The sequence below is a fragment of the uncultured Eudoraea sp. genome (assembly GCF_947260015.1).
In the GTDB taxonomy this organism is placed as follows: Bacteria; Bacteroidota; Bacteroidia; order Flavobacteriales; family Flavobacteriaceae; genus Eudoraea.
The window spans coordinates 30,020-48,806 of sequence record NZ_CAMYOM010000027.1 but is presented as its reverse complement, the minus strand read 5'-3'; the positions used below and the strand labels follow the sequence as shown (position 1 = coordinate 48,806).

At 37.5% G+C, this 18,787-nt stretch carries 12 protein-coding genes; 2 read left to right on the top strand and 10 right to left on the bottom strand.

The window, feature by feature from the left end; translation table 11 throughout:
• The first annotated feature begins 82 nt into the window (after positions 1 to 82).
• A complete protein-coding gene (locus tag Q0X66_RS11455) occupies positions 83 to 3,193 on the top strand; it encodes an efflux RND transporter permease subunit (protein ID WP_297706461.1) in 3,111 nt (1,036 codons plus the stop codon).
• Entirely contained in the window at positions 3,193 to 3,870 is a 678-nt protein-coding gene (locus Q0X66_RS11450) for a potassium channel family protein (protein ID WP_297706459.1), read from the top strand. The genes Q0X66_RS11455 and Q0X66_RS11450 overlap by 1 nt, the downstream gene beginning before the upstream one ends.
• A gap of 32 nt (positions 3,871 to 3,902) precedes the next feature.
• Here the strand turns inward: Q0X66_RS11450 and Q0X66_RS11445 are convergent, their stop codons facing one another.
• The 10 genes from Q0X66_RS11445 to Q0X66_RS11400 form a co-directional block, all read right to left on the bottom strand.
• Positions 3,903 to 5,024: a BamA/TamA family outer membrane protein gene (locus Q0X66_RS11445; protein ID WP_297706457.1), complete on the bottom strand. Its 1,122-nt coding sequence runs from the start codon at positions 5,022 to 5,024 to the stop codon at positions 3,903 to 3,905.
• Positions 5,024 to 5,704 (bottom strand): hypothetical protein, encoded by a 681-nt coding sequence (locus Q0X66_RS11440; RefSeq protein WP_297706456.1) that lies wholly within the window; start codon positions 5,702 to 5,704, stop codon positions 5,024 to 5,026. The genes Q0X66_RS11445 and Q0X66_RS11440 overlap by 1 nt, the downstream gene beginning before the upstream one ends.
• Positions 5,705 to 5,995: 291 nt before the next feature.
• Entirely contained in the window at positions 5,996 to 6,925 is a 930-nt protein-coding gene (locus Q0X66_RS11435) for a transporter (protein WP_297706454.1), read from the bottom strand.
• A gap of 55 nt (positions 6,926 to 6,980) precedes the next feature.
• Positions 6,981 to 7,391, bottom strand: coding sequence for a hypothetical protein (locus Q0X66_RS11430; protein ID WP_297706452.1), 411 nt, complete (start codon positions 7,389 to 7,391; stop codon positions 6,981 to 6,983).
• A 613-nt stretch (positions 7,392 to 8,004) separates the two neighbouring features.
• On the bottom strand, positions 8,005 to 8,550 hold the full coding sequence (locus tag Q0X66_RS11425; RefSeq protein ID WP_297706450.1) for a YSC84-related protein: 546 nt from the start codon (positions 8,548 to 8,550) through the stop codon (positions 8,005 to 8,007).
• 92 nt (positions 8,551 to 8,642) lie between these two features.
• Complete coding sequence (locus Q0X66_RS11420) at positions 8,643 to 9,491, bottom strand: hypothetical protein (RefSeq protein ID WP_297706448.1); 849 nt, start codon at positions 9,489 to 9,491, stop codon at positions 8,643 to 8,645.
• The gene (locus tag Q0X66_RS11415; protein WP_297706446.1) at positions 9,484 to 10,383 is read right to left on the bottom strand and encodes an AraC family transcriptional regulator; all 900 of its coding nucleotides are present in this window, start codon (positions 10,381 to 10,383) and stop codon (positions 9,484 to 9,486) included. The genes Q0X66_RS11420 and Q0X66_RS11415 overlap by 8 nt, the downstream gene beginning before the upstream one ends.
• 4 nt (positions 10,384 to 10,387) lie before the next feature.
• Positions 10,388 to 11,734 carry a vanadium-dependent haloperoxidase gene (locus Q0X66_RS11410; protein ID WP_297706444.1) on the bottom strand — a complete coding sequence of 449 codons (1,347 nt, stop codon included), beginning with the start codon at positions 11,732 to 11,734 and terminating at the stop codon, positions 10,388 to 10,390.
• On the bottom strand, positions 11,731 to 14,991 hold the full coding sequence (locus tag Q0X66_RS11405; protein ID WP_297706442.1) for a VCBS repeat-containing protein: 3,261 nt from the start codon (positions 14,989 to 14,991) through the stop codon (positions 11,731 to 11,733). Before Q0X66_RS11405 ends, Q0X66_RS11410 begins: the two co-directional genes overlap by 4 nt.
• Positions 14,984 to 18,343: an FG-GAP-like repeat-containing protein gene (locus Q0X66_RS11400; protein WP_297706489.1), complete on the bottom strand. Its 3,360-nt coding sequence runs from the start codon at positions 18,341 to 18,343 to the stop codon at positions 14,984 to 14,986. The genes Q0X66_RS11405 and Q0X66_RS11400 overlap by 8 nt, the downstream gene beginning before the upstream one ends.
• Between the last annotated feature and the right edge of the window lie 444 nt (positions 18,344 to 18,787).

Below are 18,787 nucleotides of genomic sequence, written 5' to 3'. Positions count from 1 at the left end.
AGAATTTATATTTAAAAGATGATCTAATTTTGGTTATAGAATAAATGATTCGAGACTACCAATACAACAAACTAACCAACCTATGAATCTCACTCAATTTTCAATAGAAAAAAACAGGATCACGTTTACTGTATTGGGAACCATTATTCTCATGGGTCTTGTACTGTACACTTCCCTTCCCAGGGATAGTATGCCGCCTTATACGGTAAGAGTGGCTACTATAGTGAGCAATTTTCCCGGAGCCAGCCCGGAAAGGGTAGAGCTGCTGGTTACCGATAAGGTGGAGAAAAAAGTACAGGAAATTCCGGAACTAAAGGAAGTGGAAAGTACTTCAAGATCGGGACTATCTGTAGTTACAGTAACCTTAAAGGATGAGGTAGTACCTGGAAAACTTCAGGCGGTATGGGACAGGTTGAGAAGAAAATTGGATGATATTGAAGGCTTGCCTGAAAATGTAGTTCCTAATCTGGATGATGATGGCATTGGTGATGTATACGGTATTGCTGTAGGCCTGATATCGGATGGCTTTTCCTATGCCAAGATGAAGGAATATGCAGATGACATAAAGGACGATCTTATTAAACTGGAAGATGCTGCAAAAGTGGAGTTGGGAGGCGAACAGGATGAGCGGGTATTTGTCGAATTCGAAAATGCACAGCTGAAAGAATACGGAATCTCTGCCAGTATGTTGCAAAACAGTATTAATGCTACTAATATTTTGAGTTCCGGCGGCCAGATTAATGTGGAAAATGAACGCATCATTCTGGAACCGACCGGTAATTTTAATTCAATCGAAGATATTCAGGAAATGCTTATACCCGTTGGAGATGGCAGCCAACAAGTGTACTTGGGCGATATTACCACAATAGTAAAGGGATATATCGATCCTCCTACCCAAAGAGTAAGGGTTAATGGGAAAGATGCGATCTCGCTCCATGTTAACCTAAAAGAAGGTGCCAATATCATAAAACTAGGTGAAGATGTAAACAGGGTAGTACACGAGTGGCAAGCAAAGCTGCCGATGGGCCTGGAGCTTGACAGGCTGGCCAGTATGGACACCTATATTGATGTAAAAATCAATGATTTTATAGTCAATTTAATCCAGGCTATTGTTATCGTCTTAGCGGTTATGTTGATTTTTTTAGGATTCAGGTCCGGGATGGTTATTGCTAGTTTAATTCCCATAGTAGTGATCATGACCTTGATGCTGATGGGTGTTATTAATATGGGCCTAAACCAGGTAACTCTGGCGGCTTTGATAATGGCTTTGGGGATGATGGTAGATAATGCCATTGTAGTGGCCGAGACCATTATGGTTAAAATGGAAGCTGGTATTTCAGGTAAAAAAGCGGCGGTAGAAGCTTGTTCTGAATTGTTTACTCCACTTCTTATTTCAACTTTAACTACCTCAGCAGCGTTTTTGGCGTTTTATTTAGCGGAATCTACTATGGGCGATATTGTAGGTCCAATATTCGTAGTAATTACCCTTGCTTTACTTTCCTCCTGGATCATGGCCTTATCTGTAATTACCCTTTTCTGCTACTTGTTTTTAAAAATAGAACCTAAAGGTCAAAAGAAGCCGGGTTTGGTAGATAGGACCATCCAAAAATTAAAAGCGTATTATAAGAATATCATACTTTGGGCTTTAGCTAGAAAGTATCGTGTAATTTTGGGAATATTCATAGCTTTCTTTGTTTCACTTTTTGGCTTTACAAAAATACCTTTCATCTTTTTCCCTGATAGTGACCGGAACCTGATCACAGTAGACATAAACCTTCCCCAGGGTACTAAAATTGAACGGACTTCTGAACTGGTGCTCGACATTGAAAATTATATTAAGGATTCATTACAAGTAAATGCCAACAGGCCAAATGGAATAGTAGACTGGTCTTCCTATATTGGGGAAGGTCCCGAATCGTATGACCAGGGGTACTCGCCAGACGAACCTAATTCAAGTTATGCCCATATGCTGGTGAATATTTCTGACGCCATTTATAATTTGGAAATGATCAGGAAATTAGATAAGTTTTGTTTTAATCACTTTCCCAATGCCGATATTAAAGTATCCTCATTAGAGGGCGGTGGCGGCGGGACACCTATTGAGATACAGGTATCTGGCGAAAACCCGGATGAACTTTCGACGATCTCTGAGCAAATAAAACTCAAATTATCATCAATAACCGGCACCAAAAATGTAAAGGATGACTGGGGTCCTCAAAGTAAAAAGTTTGTAATCGATATTGATCAAAACAGAGCACAGGTTGCCGGGATAAGCAGCCAGGACATTGCTACATCCTTGCAGACTGTACTGGATGGTTTTCAGACCGGGGAGTACCGGGAAGACGATAAGTCCATTCCCATTCTAATGCGGAGTGATGCCAGCCAGCAGCAATCCCTGGAATCACTGGAGACGCTGAATATATATTCACAGGGATCTGGAAAAAGTGTACCATTATTGCAGGTTGCCAGTATTATACCCCAATGGCAGTATGCCAAAATACTGCGATTTAATTTAGACCGTACCATTATGGTTTCGAGTGAATTACGCGAAGATGGTAATGCCTCTGCCATTACTGCTGAAATTACTCCCTGGCTTAATCAACAGATGGAAAACTGGCCGGAAGGTTATAGCTACCAGTTTGCAGGAGATGCCAAAAATACGGCTGAGAATATGGGTGCAGTATTTAAATACCTACCCTTATCCGGATTTATTATTTTGTTATTGCTCATCATACAATTCAATTCCTTTAGAAAAATGGCCATGGTAACTTTAACCATCCCGCTTGGGATCATCGGGGTAGTTGTTGGCTTACTGGTGTTTCAGGAGCCATTTGGATTTATGCCTTTTTTAGGAGTTATCTCTTTGGCCGGGATAGTGATCAACAATGCCATTGTGCTAATAGACCGGATTGAAGTGGAACAAAATGTCCTAAAGCGCTCTACCCAGGATGCCGTAATTTCGGCTTGCCTGCAGCGGTTCAGACCTATCTTACTGGCTACGTTCACCACTGTGCTGGGATTGATTCCGCTTTACCTAAGTGGTGGAGAAATGTGGGAAGGGATGGCGGTAAGCATAATGGTTGGACTTTTATTTGGAACGGTGATTACCCTGTTGTTTATCCCGTCATTTTATAGTATCCTTTACCGCGTAAACTATAAAGAATATACTTTTAATGAAGAATTACTGGATTAATGAAAAAGTTTTATCATTTATACCCATATAGATTCACACTATTTCTGATAAGCCTATTATTTGTATTATTTGGAACTCTTTTTATACCATCCAAATTGTTCGTTACATATGTTATTCCTTTATTTTTTATCATCAATATACTTGCGGGAATTCTGTTGATTTCAAAAAAAAACAGGATTAAAAATCTTTTTGTAGTCGTTCTTTTTGTGGCCATTGTCCTCTATGTACTATCTTCTATATTGGCTATAGATGAAATTCTATTGACCTATACGAATTTTGCTATATTATTCTCGTTTTATAGCATTGTAACATATGTAATTATCACTCAGGTATGGAGAAGTAAAAGAGTAAACAGAGGGGTAATTTTGGGCCTGATGAGCGGTTATATTTGTTTAGGTTTAGTTGGTTTTTTTATTTGTATGGCGGTAGAGATTATAGAACCGGATTCTTTTTCCGGTTTGATAAGCCAGGAGTTGAATTCTGAAGGGAACAGGGATGATTTAATTTATTTCAGTTTCATCACACTTTTAACTATAGGGTATGGGGATATTTTGCCTTTAACACAACTCGCTCGAAATGCTTCAGTGATAATAGGATTGCTAGGGCAGTTTTATCTCGTTATTGTTACTGCGGTTGTTGTAGAAAAATATATCAGGCACAGTGACAGGTTGGAATGAGAAGCGGGAGAACGTTTACCTCTCAGATCAATTTAAAATGCTTCATTAACACCAAAGTAAATACCACTTTGGCCATCTATCCCTTTTCCATAGTCGAGCCTGAGCCAGGTGCTCTTATCCTTAATCAGTTTAAATCTTATTCCCCCTCCAAAACTTGGTTTTAAGTTATTAAAACTGAATAGGTCACCCGCTTCATCATTTACACTGCCAAACAACCCAAAACCGGCTAAAGTCCATCGCTCTTTAAATCGCCATCTGTATTCTGCCTGCAAAATATACATATGCTTGTCTATGAACCTTCCGTTAAAGTACCCCCTTGCATATTTGCTACCCCCATAGCTTGCCATACCCTGAAATGGCACGTCACCATAGTTGTTTTCTACGTACAGACGAAAAGCCAAAATACTTTTTTTTGCTATTCTTTGATACGTTCTTAAATCTAAAATAAATTTATTAAAGGCATGTGTCGCCCCAAAGAGCTCACTTGAAAATCGCGCTGCTAAACTAAGATAATTACCAGCCTGGGGTGCACCAATATCATCTCTGGAATCCAAATTAAACACGGCACCCATTCCGCTTATTGTTGCTCCGTCGCTACCGGGAACAGCGCCGGAATCTAAAATACCCCCTTCGAGGACCTCTGTAATCTTATAGTTAGCAAAATTCAAGGACAGTCCAAAATTAAGATTCGGAGGTAGTCTTTTTAAAAGTGTAATATCAAATTTATTAGTGGTTTGGTTATAGGATTCCTTATTATCCTCTGGAGTTGTAGCTCCAATTCCCCAAAATGAGTTTGGGAAAATCCTAAAGGTATAAAACATATCAATAAAATAATTTCCACTCCCCAGATAGATTTGAGGAGTAGCCTCGAAAATAAACTGACCCTCCGAGGTGTAGATCGCACTAAAAAAAATATTGGACAAACGTTGATTGTATTCATTGGTTTGATTAAGAAGAAATAGCTGGCCACCCCCGCCAAATCCAAATTTTGTTTCCGGAGTATAAAAAATAATGGGTAGTGCGACCAACTGAACATTTTTACCTTGTCTTATGGTATCTGACTGAATAAAACCATCTTCATTTTTAGCCTGAGCAAATACAGCGGAAGACATGAAGAAAGTAAAAACTATTGTATATAAAATATATTTTTTCATCAAAAAAAGAAATCGTCGAGAATTACACCAAATCCGAAAGTAAATGAAAGGTTACTTATAGTAATATTGTCTGAGCCAATCATACCATTTATGTCAACAGTATCTATGCCAATCCAGCCATATTGAAGATTAAAACCAATATTTAAGGATATTAAATCACGGATAACATGGGAATAACCCAAACTAACCAAAGTACCAAATCCATTTCCGTCCGATTCTTCACCGAAATCAGGAATTTCATTTATGCTGGCAAGACTGCGATAAAGGACAAAGCCCGGGGAAACATTCAAAAATAATGACCCATCTTTAGTTTTAGAAAAATACCTGGCAATTTGCGGTCCTATATATAAAGTTTCTCCAACAATTTTAAAATCTCCTCTAGCTTCCTGTCTGGCTGCCTGAAAAGTTACTCCAAATAGCCATCTTTCTTTAAAGAATTTCCCGGTGGACAGGTTTATTCCAAATTCATTTGAGATTGTTTTGTTTTTGGTTGATTTTAATTCATTACTTGTGCTGCTAATGCTTCCCGACAAAGAAGTTAACCAACGTCCTTTTCGAAAGGGCGTTAAAATGGAGTCTACAGTGTCTGAGGGAACTGTATTTTGAGAAAATACCAGTGTAGCATTAAAAGCCAGGAATAGCAATACGAATAGTTTGGAAAATACTTTGAATTTTTGCATTGCTTTTAATATAAGTCAGGTGTTTTGAAGTAATAATTTCAATTTACTTAAATTATAGTAAACATACCTAGAGCATGTAGTAAATTAATTTTTAAATCCATATCATAGTTGGATTAAGGAATGTAATCGGAATTACAATTCAGGGCGACCTTATGTTAGCTGTTTCCTGAGGTGGAATTTGTGTAGGTGGAGGTCCCCAAGGTGCATGAGGAGGTATTGCAGTATCCTCTACTTTTATTATGGATGGTTTAAGTGGGGATTTATCTTTAACCTAGATTAACAGCCCTTGTCTTATTTAAAAACAATAGACCATGCTAAAAGCACGGTATTAGTGGTGGCACCAACATCTTTCAGGGTTTTGGAATAAACATATGCTAATTTAAGACCTTGATTGCCTGCAAAACTAGCTCCAACGGAAGCCGCACCAACAACGTTAGCTCTTTGGTCATCATTGAATTGCTGGTTAACTACAGAAGACGCTCCTTGGTTGTACCCCGCACTTAGTGAAGCCCAAAAGCGTTTCTCAAATTGCCTTATAAGATGGGTCTGAAGGGCAAAAAGTGCCCTTTGTTTTAATTCACCATCATTAAAAAAATCATTATTCTTGGAAAAGAGTACCAGGGAGCTTGTAAGTTCATATGACCAGGGACCCCAATAATGAACCATTCCTATCTGCGGTCTTATAACGAAACGGTTACCCCCCAGATTTAATAATTGATCATCAGAGTATTGACCAAAAGGCAGGGATACAGACAGAGAAACACCAAAGGTTGTGAAAACCGGGTTGGCAGTCAGGTATTCTTGTAATTCTTTAGGCCCTGTGGGTGGGGGTCCTGTTAAATTTAAGGATAATCTCACTCTCGGATCTGCGAAACCAGTTCTGTTAGCACTCTCGGGGACACCATCCAAAAGACCTTCCCAACGGGAAAAAGAAAAAGGAAGTAATACGTCTACCCGTGCCAATTTATTACCCAATCTAAAGGGACGTATATAACCGGCAACAAACCCATTACCTGTATAAATTACATCTTCAGCTCCTAAGACGGGATCAAAAAAGACATCGCCGGAAGTATAGGCATATCCTGCGGCTATAACATTTACACCCAAAGGAATGGACGACCACCTGCGGGGTTCTACATCCTGCGTATAGCCTTGCTGCAGATAGAGCATAACGCAGCATAATAAAATACGTTTAAGAGTTAATGGTTTTTTATTCACCATAGGTCACTGGTAAGCTTAAATATGATTTTACTTCTTTATTTTTACCCGGTACTTGTTAATCATTTTTTATCCCCCATCTTCTATAGGCCGACCTTAGAAATTCTCCATAAATTTCCTTATGTATTTCAAATTGTTCCGGAGTGAGTAATTCTTTTAACTCCTCATCCTGTTTGGCCAACAAACTGTTTAATTCCTTTTTAAATCTCTCCGGCGAATAATCTTTATCCTTATCATCTAACCTTGCGATCTTGGCTACATAGTAAACAATAATACTACTGTATTGGCTCATTTCCTCCTCGTTGAGATCCATTCTTTTAGCTTCATCCTGGAACCAGAGTTGAAGATTATCCTTTTCTTCTGAGGAAAAAATTTCAACTTTTCTTTCTTCCTTACTAAGCTCCTGAGCCTTTATATTAGAGAACATAAGAAGACAAGTAATACATAAAACTATTTTAATTTGAGTCATAGAAAATTGGTTTTAGATGATTTTTGAATAGGTGTATAATGATCAGTATATATTTTGTTAGATACTCGTATAATTTTTACCAGTCGTATTTATGGGGATAAATTTAAACTTGCCAATTACAAAAATAAACATATAAAAGGATTGAATAAATGGATAACGCAAAGTAACTGATCTTGTTTTATTTCCTAAAGTAAAAATATCCAGTTAACTGAAAGAAGTAAAGATTTTCTATCACCTATAACCCCGCCTTGGCTCTAAGCATTCAGTTTTTATTGGGTTGATATTGAGCCTTCATTGAACTATTCCATATCTCATTTAATTTATTTTGCAGTGCTATAACGGACGATGGTATTTCCGTCGTTAATGCCAAATCATTCAATAATAGGCGTTTGTACTTTCTTTGGGATTTCCAATTCTCAGAATTATAGATATCCCAAAAATCAGCTATGTTAATTAACTAAGCATAACTATTCTAAGGACAGCTCATTTTCTGAAATGTAAATATAGACAGGTCCGATTGCTAATAATTTATATTGACGAATGTCTTATAGTTACATTATTTGCATTGTCAATAACCAAGATAGCATTAAATCACAATGAAGATTTAACAGTATTAATGAGGTTCAAAAGTAAATTTCTGTCCGCCTACGGATGCCTCATACATTAGCCCACCTTTTACGTGGGTAAAAATAGCTACGCCATCCTGGTAGGGAGCAACTGCCGCTCCACCTTCCGTAATAGCTACTGCGGATGCCTGAGCGCCAAATTTAAATTTTCCGCCTGTAAAACGGTCATAGGCAGCTTTATCTTCAAAAAAGATCAATTCGCTAAATTGCTGACCACCTGCTTGTAGACCAATAGAGGCCTGTCCTAATTTAGACTCACCGGTTGCGGTATTTCCACGGTACACTAATCCTTTGCCTCCGGCACCGCCTATTCCAAGGCCTGCTTTGGTTATTTTTGGAAATATTGCATAGCCATAAGCCTCGGCAAAATAGGTTTTAAGTTTAGGTGCTTCCTTTTTCATTTCAGCAATGGCCTCAGTGCATTCTTTCTCTAATTCAGGATTCCAACCAACTTGAGCATATGTAGTTGAAGATATAATCAGGGTAAGTATAAAGGTAAAGATTGAAATTTTAAGTGATTGTGAGGTTTTCATTGTTAGGCCTTTTTTAGTGTTTACAGTAGAATAAGGTACTTATAAAAACGCAAATAAACCAATGATTTATAGTCAAAAATTAGTTTTGATATTTAAAAGCTAAAAGAATAAAGATTCCTTCCGGATTTATGCAGTTCTTCATCGGAAAGCAACAGGGTATTATTATTGAGGAAAGAAATAGATTCCAGTTGTGTTCTAATACCAAGATCAATTGTTTTTAGCTCTCCTTTAAAGAAATTTGAAAGATCAAAATTAGTGAAAAGCCATAATTTGCCATAGCCTAACAGGGCGATGGTTTTACCGTCAGGGGAAATGTCTGCCGCTGTTATTTTACAGGTGGAAAAATCTGTACAGGGAATAAATTCTCCAAGGTAAGTGGCCTTATATTTCCCCTTTTTCGCGGGAATTCTGTATATCATGGCCTCACCACTAAAAGGATGGGACCTGTTTTTTGTGATAAGATAAAGGCTGTCTTTTGCGTAGAAAATGGCCTCTGTGTCAAAGTGTAAATTTTTCTTTTTAGGGGGAAATTTTTTTTGTTCAGGAAAGTTGAATTCTATGCGTTCTGCTTCAATCTTGTCTCCTTTTTCCTTATCCGGATTGGGTATTTTATATATAACCAGGTCTTTTCTTTTATTAGCATTATTTCCTGTATCAGCTATATAAACATTACCATCAATATCACGGGCCAGTTCTTCCCAATCCTTGTTTTTGGCATTTTTGACTTCGAGTTGTTTGACGTACTTTCCCTTAAAATTTATTTGATATATTTTATCTGCACCTCCACTGTCGTTAATCATCCAAACAGTGGAATCCCGGCCTACTACCATTCCCGAATTTTCGTCCATTTTTTTAGGGAGTTTAGTAATGTAAGTAAGCTGACCATAGTTGGAACAACTGAATAATAGGCTTGTGAATAAAATGTATAAATACCTACTCATTGTTGTTTTTTAAGGGCATATAGATTTCCGCTTTCCAATTAAGTCCATCACCTCCCATATTAGGGTTGCTATGGAAAACTTCTACTGGCAGACCTGTAACTTGAATATCATTTTTATCGGCATAATCCAAAAGAGCATACCAAGCCCTGTCCGAAGTTATATAATTACCATTATAAATTGCCATAAGTGCTTTCCTTGAATTGAATTCCTTGTACTTCATGTCCGGATGTTGGGGCAATGAGTCCGTTTTAATAATCGGATAACAGAAATCAAACTGTATGCTGTCTGTTTCCCTGTCCCATTTGGTAACTTCTAAAAATCGCCTTCCACTTAATTCAATTCCGTTACTGGCAAAGATGTTATTTAGTAAGGGATAGTATTTCATCATTCCCTTTGCTTTTACTAATTGAGTGGTCTTTACTTTAACACAAGCACAATAAGTAGAAGTTAATTCTCCCGGGCCAATAATCTTAACCCTGAACTTATCAATGTGTGTATTTAGGTTTTCATTAAAATCCTTAACTGTACTTATGGTTCGTTTTTCAAAATCGGTATTAAAAAAAGGGATCGCAATTTTGTTTCCAAAACTATGATCAAGATCCTTTACATAAACTTTTACCTTTGAAGTAGAGTCTGTTAGCGGAATAATGTCCCATTTATATAAATAAGTAGAATCGTTGAATTTTATATTTTGTTCCAGGTGAGTTAGACCTTCCTGTTTCACTAATTGTGCATCTTTCAGAGTAGAGCTCCAAATTTTAATAGATTGGTTAATAGTCCCTGGAAACGTCCTGGCTTTGAAAGTTACGAGGTAATCATAGGGCTTTATAAACAAATACCATACAAGACCCACAAGTAGCAGTGTCACTAAAACTAAAATGATCTTTTTCATATAACTAATTGGAAACTAAATTGGGATTCCTGGTCATTGTAAGGTTTTCCAAAATGAACTTGCCTAAATCCCTTCCTTGTTTTACGCCAATCGCAACGGCTTTTCTATAATGAATTCCGCCGTACATTCTGCTAATAGCCGCCTCATCTGCGGCTTCATTAAATGAATTAAAACTTCTGGCAGGCAATCCAAAAGGCACTTCAGTATCATCATCAAAGGTAAAATTGTCACCAAATATATCAGTAAGTGCCGTTGCAGCTGCTCCGGAAACTACACTATGCCCACTGGTGTACTCAGGAAATGGGGGGGTTTGCAATACCGGCTTCCAGTTTTCGTCAATATGTTCGTTGATCAGGGTTTCAGGCCGGATAAGATTACTTCTGTACTTTTCATCCCAACAACTAATAAAAGCATCGGCTATGGCCATGGATGTTTTGGTATAGGCGTATACTGTTTTGTTAAAATCACTATTTGTATTTTTGGCAGCAATTTTAACTATACCAATCCAGTGGGCACCCGGGGAAATTTTCTTTGTTGCGAACATCAAATGACCACGTGTCACGGAAACATATGGATTACAATCCCAGAACTGTGCTATGGCAATTTCCTCGGAGGTGTCTCCCTTTTCAGTGATTTCCATGCTAATGTCATATACTTCTTTTACTTCTTTGTAAAATTCTGAATCTTCTTCCATAGAAAAAGGTGGGGGAGGAGTGGGAATAAATTGGTTTGCAGAATCTATAACAAAAGGGCGTATTTTGTTCCAATGAGGCTCTATTCCATCCATATATGCCGGAGGGGTGGGTTGCCATCTCGAAGGGTCATCAGTATCTACGGTAAACTTGGGCATTGTCCGTGTTTGATTATAATTGTCTCCATTCATCCATTCTGCAATATGCTCGGCAACCTGCAGTCCGTACTCTTTGGAGGCATTAAATTCTCGTGCGTTTTGAGATTCCCAGACAGTATATAGACTATCCCTGAACGTAGCCAGTTTATCCTCAGAAAATATTACTCTGCTGCTTACATCCATATGTGCTATTAAAGCAGATAATGAATAATTTACCGGTTTTGATGTGTCTGGTTTGGGAATCGCAGTGAGTTCGTGCGCCTGACCTTCCAATGAGAGGTAATGTTCATCATTTAGCGCTATTATTTCATATGCGGCTATATTTGGATAGGCATAGATCCTACTGGCAACAGGGGGAGAAAAAATATCATGTATCATAATCTCTGTAACCTTGTTTATAGCCATATGCAGTTCATTTGGTGTAACAACAATGGGTTCTTCGTTCTTATTGCAGGACGCAAGAGTTATTATTGCCAGCAACATTCCTAATGTCTTCTTCATTTTGAGTTTTGTTTTATTAATTCATAAACGCGGGCTTTCTCGTTATTGAAGGTTACCAGTAAATAAGGTTGGTTGTTTAATTTAATTATATCAAGATGACGTGTTGATTTCTGAGAAAGATCCAGTCCCATTTTATGCCCCAAAATTACGTCATTTTTGCTTTTTATCATAGCACCGGGAAAAGAACCAAAACGTCCATGATAGGGTTTAACCCCAAAATAATTCCCTGCTGCTATAACTTCTTCAGAACCATCCTGATCAAAATCGTAGGCAAGAAAATCCATTATGGGTGCCAATTGTAATTCATTCTCAAATGCCACAAAAGTAAATTTGCCATTATTATTCTCCAGATATCCTGATCTCAATTCAGATACTTCTAAAACAATTGAGTTATCCAATGTTTTTTTATCCAATATCTGCTCAATGGTTTTGCCGGCAAAATCGCTATAATTAGTAAATTTTTTGCGCAACTCCACTAATTGTCCTGCAATACCATCTAATCCTTCAAGTGGAAAGTATTTTCCGTTTTTAGGAATAGCGACAATAGTTTCCGTACTGCCATTTCCATCAAAATCTGAATAAAACATCTTTAAGGGCAAGTCTTCGGATGCTCTGAATTTATTATTTACTCCCCAATTTCCTAATAGATAATCTTTGTCACCATCCTTATCAATATCAAAAGCCGTTACACTTTGCCACAGGCCATTTATTTCCCTGTCTAAATTTTTCTTTTCAACAAGAACACCATTGATATTGGCAAAGAATTTGGGTGACATCCATTCACCTACTACAATCAGATCCTGGATTCCATCCCCGTCAAAATCTTCCCATATAGCATCGGTAATCATCCCCGCATTTTGCAGATCCTTATTTTTTACAATGGTGAATTGGCCATTGTTGTTTTTTAGCAAAAAGGAATTTGGCATTTTACCAAAGTCATTGGATATGGCCTGGTTGCCAACAAAAATGTCAAGATCCCCATCACTATCAAAGTCATTTGCTTTAATCACTGAAGCATTCTCAAAATATTCAGGTAGCAAGGCTTGTTCAAAAACGGTATCTTTCTGAACATAATAACTGTCCAGTAAAGGGACCATTTTATTGTAGAAATCTGCTCCGCCGGAACCCAGGATCAGATCAGTTTTTCCATTACCTGTAAAATCGGCAATAACAGCTGTAACATCTTCTTTTATGCTATCTCTTTGAATTTCAGGGATGCCTTTTTCTACATACAAAGAGTCTGTCTGAAAAAAGATCCTGGAAGGTATAAATTTGGAGCCTCCAAAGAAAATATCGGCTTTACCATCATTGTTAATGTCACCAATTGCTGTTGCGGGGCCCCTATCGGATATTTGATATGGGATAAGTTTTTGTCGGTTAAAATCTACATAATTATCTTCCTTATGTGTAAAGTTGATTCCGAGATTATCTTCTACCTCTCTGAAGATTCTGAGCTTCGAAGGCTGAAGCGATCCATAATCAAAAGGCATGGTGTTTTCAGGTGAAATGATTATTGTTTGATTTGTATTTACGTTTTTTACATTCTGAAATTGCCCATCAGGCCAGACTATTTTTAGAGAATCTATCTTTGCGGTTTTACCGTATCCAAAATGGATTATAGGTTCCGAAGATGATTGAAAACCCCTTACGGGATATAATTCCTTATACTGCAAAACACCATTGTGATATGAGAACACTTTGGTTCCAATTCCAAATGGGTTGGGAGGCGAATATTTTAATTTAATTTTGAGGTAATTGTTTTTCCCATTGGTTTTATTGATATATATACTGGCAGGGCTATTTATATTATTGGTAACAAGATCCAGATCGCCGTCATTATCTAAGTCTGCTACCGCAGTAGCCCCGGAAATAAGTGTGTCGTTAATAATCCATGACCCTGATTTATCTTCGAATAAGAGGTCTGATGATCCTCTGAATACATAATTATGGACATTCCCCGAAGGCATCATATTAAGGGCCTGTTGGTCTACCAGTTTCGTATTATTAATCTTAGTTTTGATCTGATCACTGGAGACAAAGTTTATAAAATCAAGATCATTAGGACGTTTTGGGATACCGTTGGCTATAAATAAGTCTTGTTCACCATCCTGGTCATAATCTCCAAATAGACCGCTCCAACTCCAGTCTGTGGCAGCAATACCACTATATAATGCTATTTCTGCGAAGCTACTTCCAGGGCGATTTAATTGCAGCATGTTCCTGGTGAACTGGTAGTGGTAACCATATCTTTTTGTTCTTAACTTCTGGGTTTGAATATTGTCATCACCTTCCGAAGATTTAAGAACGGTTTCATCTTCAGGCAGCATATCTAAGGAAAGAATATCAGGCCATCCATCATGGTTAATGTCTGCAACATCACTCCCCATAGAAAATCTGGTAGTATGCCCGAAATACTTCTTTATGTTTTCGGTGAACGTTCCGTCTCCATTGTTTAAGTAATAGTAATCATCTTCATGAAAATCATTTCCAATGTATATATCGGGGTAACCATCCTGATTAAAATCCGATATAGCTATGCTTAATCCATATCCATTAACACCTCCATAGATGCCAGCCTCTTCACTAACATCAAGGAATTTTCCATTCTCGTTTCGAAGCAACTTGTCTCCGGTCTGGTAATTTCTTTTATAACGAAGGTCTGCCTTACCAAAAGATTCTGGTGTATGTACAGCCTGGTTTAAAATGTAGATATCCAGATCGCCATCAAGATCATAGTCTAAAAAAGCGGCTGAAGAACTGTAGGAGTCAAAATCCAGACCATATGCCTCAGCACTTTCCACAAAAGTTTTATCTCCCTGATTAATAAAAAGTTCATTGTAACCTTTAAAACCGTTAATTCCAACCATTGCGCATACATAGATATCCAATAGCCCGTCACCATTAACATCACCCATTATAGTTCCCGTATTCCAACTGCTATTACCCTCTACATGGGCAAGTTCTGTAATATCTTCAAATTTGAGCCCTCCTTTGTTCAGATATAGTTTGTTCTTAACCATATTTCCGGAGAAATATATGTCAACAAGGCCGTCGTTGTTAATATCTCCTACAGCAACACCACCTCCATTATAGAAATACAGATAATCTAATATATTGAGATCATCCGTTTCTGTTAATGTGTTTTCAAAAGTTATAGCCGTTTCTTTGGGAGGTGGATTTTTAAAAAGTTCCCCTTCTTTCGGGCCACAGCTTAATGATAAAGAGACCACAATAATTCCCAGGAGGTATTTATTCATCGATCGCAAATATCTTAGGTTTATTCTCATTGATAGCAACTATCAAATAGGTCTTTCCTGTTTTATCTTTAAACTGCTTCAATTGTTTAATCTCGTCTCTTATAAAAAAACCACTGGTATCATAGTCCTGCCATTCAAAGCCTAAAGCTCCATCACCAAGCAGAACATTACCATAATTAGCATCCAATCTTGAATACTGAGGTTTAAATTCAAAATTGTTACCTCCCAGGATTAAGTCTAAATTCCCATCACTATTCACATCGGCACAGCTAATACCGCAAATACACGACAATTGACTTCTGGAAGGTAGCTTTATAACAGAAAAATTACCATCGCCTTCATTAACGGCAATTATGGATTCTGAGATGGCCGCTTTTTTCATGATTGAGTTCCCAAAAATTTCTGCAGGAAATAATTCCTCAATGGTCTTTGTGGAATATTCTGAGGCCTTTAGGTTTTGCTTTTTTAATGCAACCATTTGAGTGGTTAAGTCCTTTTTCTGATGGTGAGGATAATCCTTGCCATCAATATTCTGGGTTACTATTTGTTCAATTGTACCATTGTCATCAAAATCATTAATCCACATTTTCATTGGACTATCTATACCGGGCTTATAGTGCAGGTTACTTCCCTGGTTGCCTAAGATCAGATCGTTATCTCCGTCTTTATCTAAATCCACCGCTTCCACAACATTCCACCATCCGGGCAGACTATCAAGGGCCGAATTTTGGAAAGACAATTGTCTGCCCGAATTTTTAAAGATTTTTGGCGTCCCCCAATCCGAAACAGTTATCAGGTCTTTTTTTGAATCCCCATCTATATCTGCCCAAATTGCGTCTGTAATCATTCCGGCATCTTTAAGGTCATAGGCATTTCTTTCCGTTACATTTTCAAAAGTACCATCACCCTTATTCTCCAATAACAAATGTTTAGGATCAATTCCATAAGTACCTACTATACTTCTGGAACCTATAAAAAGATCTGTATCACCGTCATTGTCATAGTCTGAAGGCGCTATGGTTGAAATATTCGTGAAGGTCGAAGGAAGTCTTTCCGCTGACTTTACAAAAGACCCATTGCCGTTGTTTAAATATAGACGGGCCACATAGTTTTTTTCTTCCCCAACCTGATTGCCGCCTGAACCTACAATTAGATCTAAATCTAAATCTCCGTCAGCATCAAAAAAAGCTGCTGCAGTATCTTCATATTCGGAATCTTTTTCCAGCGAGTTTTGATTTGTAACGCTTAACGTCCCGTTTCCACTATGTTTGTAGACAATCCCGGATTGGTTTTTAGCCCCTCCAATAAAGACATCCTCGTTGCCATCACCATCGATATCACCTACAGCCAATGCCGGTCCTTCCTGAGAGAGTTGCATATAAATAAGTCCCTCGTAATCAAAATCATTATAAACATTCTCTTTATGGGCAATAAGTTGATTGTTTTGAATTTCTTTTAATAACGAAGGCTTCTTCTCTTTAATTAAAGGAATGTAAACCTCTCTGGCGTCAGAATGTTTAAAGGTGAGGAATTGATTAACAGCAACCTTTTCTAACTTTACTGTTTTATCATCCGGCCAAATAATTCTAATAGAATCAATGGTTTTATATTTACCTAATCCTATGGTCATTACGTGATCCATGGAAGATTGAAAACCCCGGGAAGGCACTAATTCCTGGAGGATAACATTTTTGTCATTGTAAAGCATCACTGTAGTTCCAACGGCAAATTTATTTTCTTTTTGACCTTCGAACCCAAGTTTTATATAGTTGTTTTCCGTGAGTGAAGTAGCATTATTTTCATAAACAAAGGACTCCATATTAACATTATTAACTACAATATCCAGATCCCCGTCATTATCTAGGTCTCCATAGGCAGCACCATTTGATAAACTGGGTATTTCAAACCCCCAATCTTTGTTGGCATTTGAAAATGTAAGATCTCCATTGTTTCTATACGCGTAATTTGGCTGAGGTCTTACGGGCATTTTATTGATAATGGAATCTATAGACTCTTTCTTGCCTGTAAGCACCATATTCTGAATGATTTCATTGGCAAAAAAATCGATAAAGTCAAGATCCGTAAGATCGTGATTAATACCGTTTGTAATATAAATATCTCTGAGCCCGTCATTATCCATATCAAAAAGAAGTCCTGCCCAGCTCCAATCTGTTGCTTCAACTCCGCTGAAATAGGCTATTTCTGAAAACGATCCATTTCCGTTATTTAGCTGTAAAGTGTTTTGAATGTATTGTTGGTAAAAGTCCTTGCTTTGTTTTAATTTATAAACATTGTAACCTTCAAATTCCATAATCGATTTTACCCTTTGATCGGGTTCCGGAAGCATATCTGTAATAAAAATATCTGCATTACCGTCGTTATTAATATCTGAAATATCAATTCCCATTGCAGATAAGGAGAGATGGGAAGTCCAGTTCTTTATATCTTCTTTAAAGGTGCCATCCTGGTTGTTGATGTAAAGATAGTCCCGTTCGTAAAAGTCGTTAGATATATAGATATCCGGATAGAGGTCTTTATTGATGTCAGTAATCATAACCCCTAGTCCAAATCCAATCAGGCTGCCATAGATCCCGGCATCTTCACTAACATCCACAAATTTTCCATTATCATTCCGCAAAAGCATGTCGCCGACACCCTTAAAAATATCCGGGATGCCCTCCCAATCCTGAGCCCTAATATCTCTTTGTTCTGCATATCCCAAACTACTTACAGGGATGTTGCTATTGTTAAGGATATATGCGTCCAGATCGCCATCTTTATCGTAATCAAAAAAAGATGCCTGGGTAGAAAAGCCGGTTTTGGCCAGGTTATATTCAGCTGCTTTTTCTGTAAAAGTCAGGTCACCGTTGTTTATATAGAGGTCATTATCATGGTTATTTCCCTTCATATTACCCGCGTTACTTACATAAATATCAAGTAATCCATCCTGGTTAATATCAACCATAACAACTCCTGTAGACCAGGGCTTAGATCCTTTTACGCCTGCTTTTTCAGAGATGTCTTCAAATTTTAATCCACCCTTATTGAGGTAAAGTTTGTTGGAGACCATATTTCCTGTCATATAAATATCGGTCAATCCATCATTGTTTATATCTCCTATGGCCACTCCGCCACCATTGTAGAAATTTCTATACTTAAAAATGTTGAAGTTTTTTTGGTTTTCAACTTTGTTAAGGAAGTCTATACCGGTATGTGAAGAAGGCAGCAGCGTAAAGAGGGTAGGATGGGCATTCTTAATTTCCTTAAAACTTTCTTTTTCTGAATTACACGATATCGTAATTGCAAGTAAAAGTATAAGACCTGCAATTCTTTTTAATCCTGATATTATCATTTTTATATGCTGGTTGTTTTTTGTCAAATTAATTGTAGAATCATTATTAATGGCTATGTTGCAGTTGTCGCTTCCAGCTATAATTTTATTTCTAAGATCTTTTGCCAGACCGGCAATATCAAAATTCTGTTTCCTAACCTCCACAAAACCATCTTTTTAATCATTTTGCAAAATTACACCATGTTGTGCACCCGTCCAATCCAATCGGGTGCTAATTTCATGATTGCACTCAACAATTAACATATCCTTAAAACCATCTAAATTAAGGATGTCAATAATTATAAAATATACTTCAGAGACAGGAGAAGCAGGAGGCAAATGTTTTAGTTGATCTCTATCCTAAGCATAATATCAGAAATTGAAATGTAGTCCAGGTTTACTTAATATTCAAAGGTAAGTTGGGGAATAAATAAAGGGTTGAATTTAATCAACCCATCATATTAA

Bases quoted from the DNA above. Each gene is read 5' to 3' on its own strand.
- Q0X66_RS11455 (WP_297706461.1), top strand. From the start codon at position 83: ATGAATCTCACTCAATTTTCAATAGAAAAAAACAGGATCACGTTTACT.
- Q0X66_RS11450 (WP_297706459.1), top strand. From the start codon at position 3,193: ATGAAAAAGTTTTATCATTTATACCCATATAGATTCACACTATTTCTG.
- Q0X66_RS11445 (WP_297706457.1), bottom strand. From the start codon at position 5,024: ATGAAAAAATATATTTTATATACAATAGTTTTTACTTTCTTCATGTCT.
- Q0X66_RS11440 (WP_297706456.1), bottom strand. From the start codon at position 5,704: ATGCAAAAATTCAAAGTATTTTCCAAACTATTCGTATTGCTATTCCTG.
- Q0X66_RS11435 (WP_297706454.1), bottom strand. From the start codon at position 6,925: ATGGTGAATAAAAAACCATTAACTCTTAAACGTATTTTATTATGCTGC.
- Q0X66_RS11430 (WP_297706452.1), bottom strand. From the start codon at position 7,391: ATGACTCAAATTAAAATAGTTTTATGTATTACTTGTCTTCTTATGTTC.
- Q0X66_RS11425 (WP_297706450.1), bottom strand. From the start codon at position 8,550: ATGAAAACCTCACAATCACTTAAAATTTCAATCTTTACCTTTATACTT.
- Q0X66_RS11420 (WP_297706448.1), bottom strand. From the start codon at position 9,491: ATGAGTAGGTATTTATACATTTTATTCACAAGCCTATTATTCAGTTGT.
- Q0X66_RS11415 (WP_297706446.1), bottom strand. From the start codon at position 10,383: ATGAAAAAGATCATTTTAGTTTTAGTGACACTGCTACTTGTGGGTCTT.
- Q0X66_RS11410 (WP_297706444.1), bottom strand. From the start codon at position 11,734: ATGAAGAAGACATTAGGAATGTTGCTGGCAATAATAACTCTTGCGTCC.
- Q0X66_RS11405 (WP_297706442.1), bottom strand. From the start codon at position 14,991: ATGAATAAATACCTCCTGGGAATTATTGTGGTCTCTTTATCATTAAGC.
- Q0X66_RS11400 (WP_297706489.1), bottom strand. From the start codon at position 18,343: ATGATAATATCAGGATTAAAAAGAATTGCAGGTCTTATACTTTTACTT.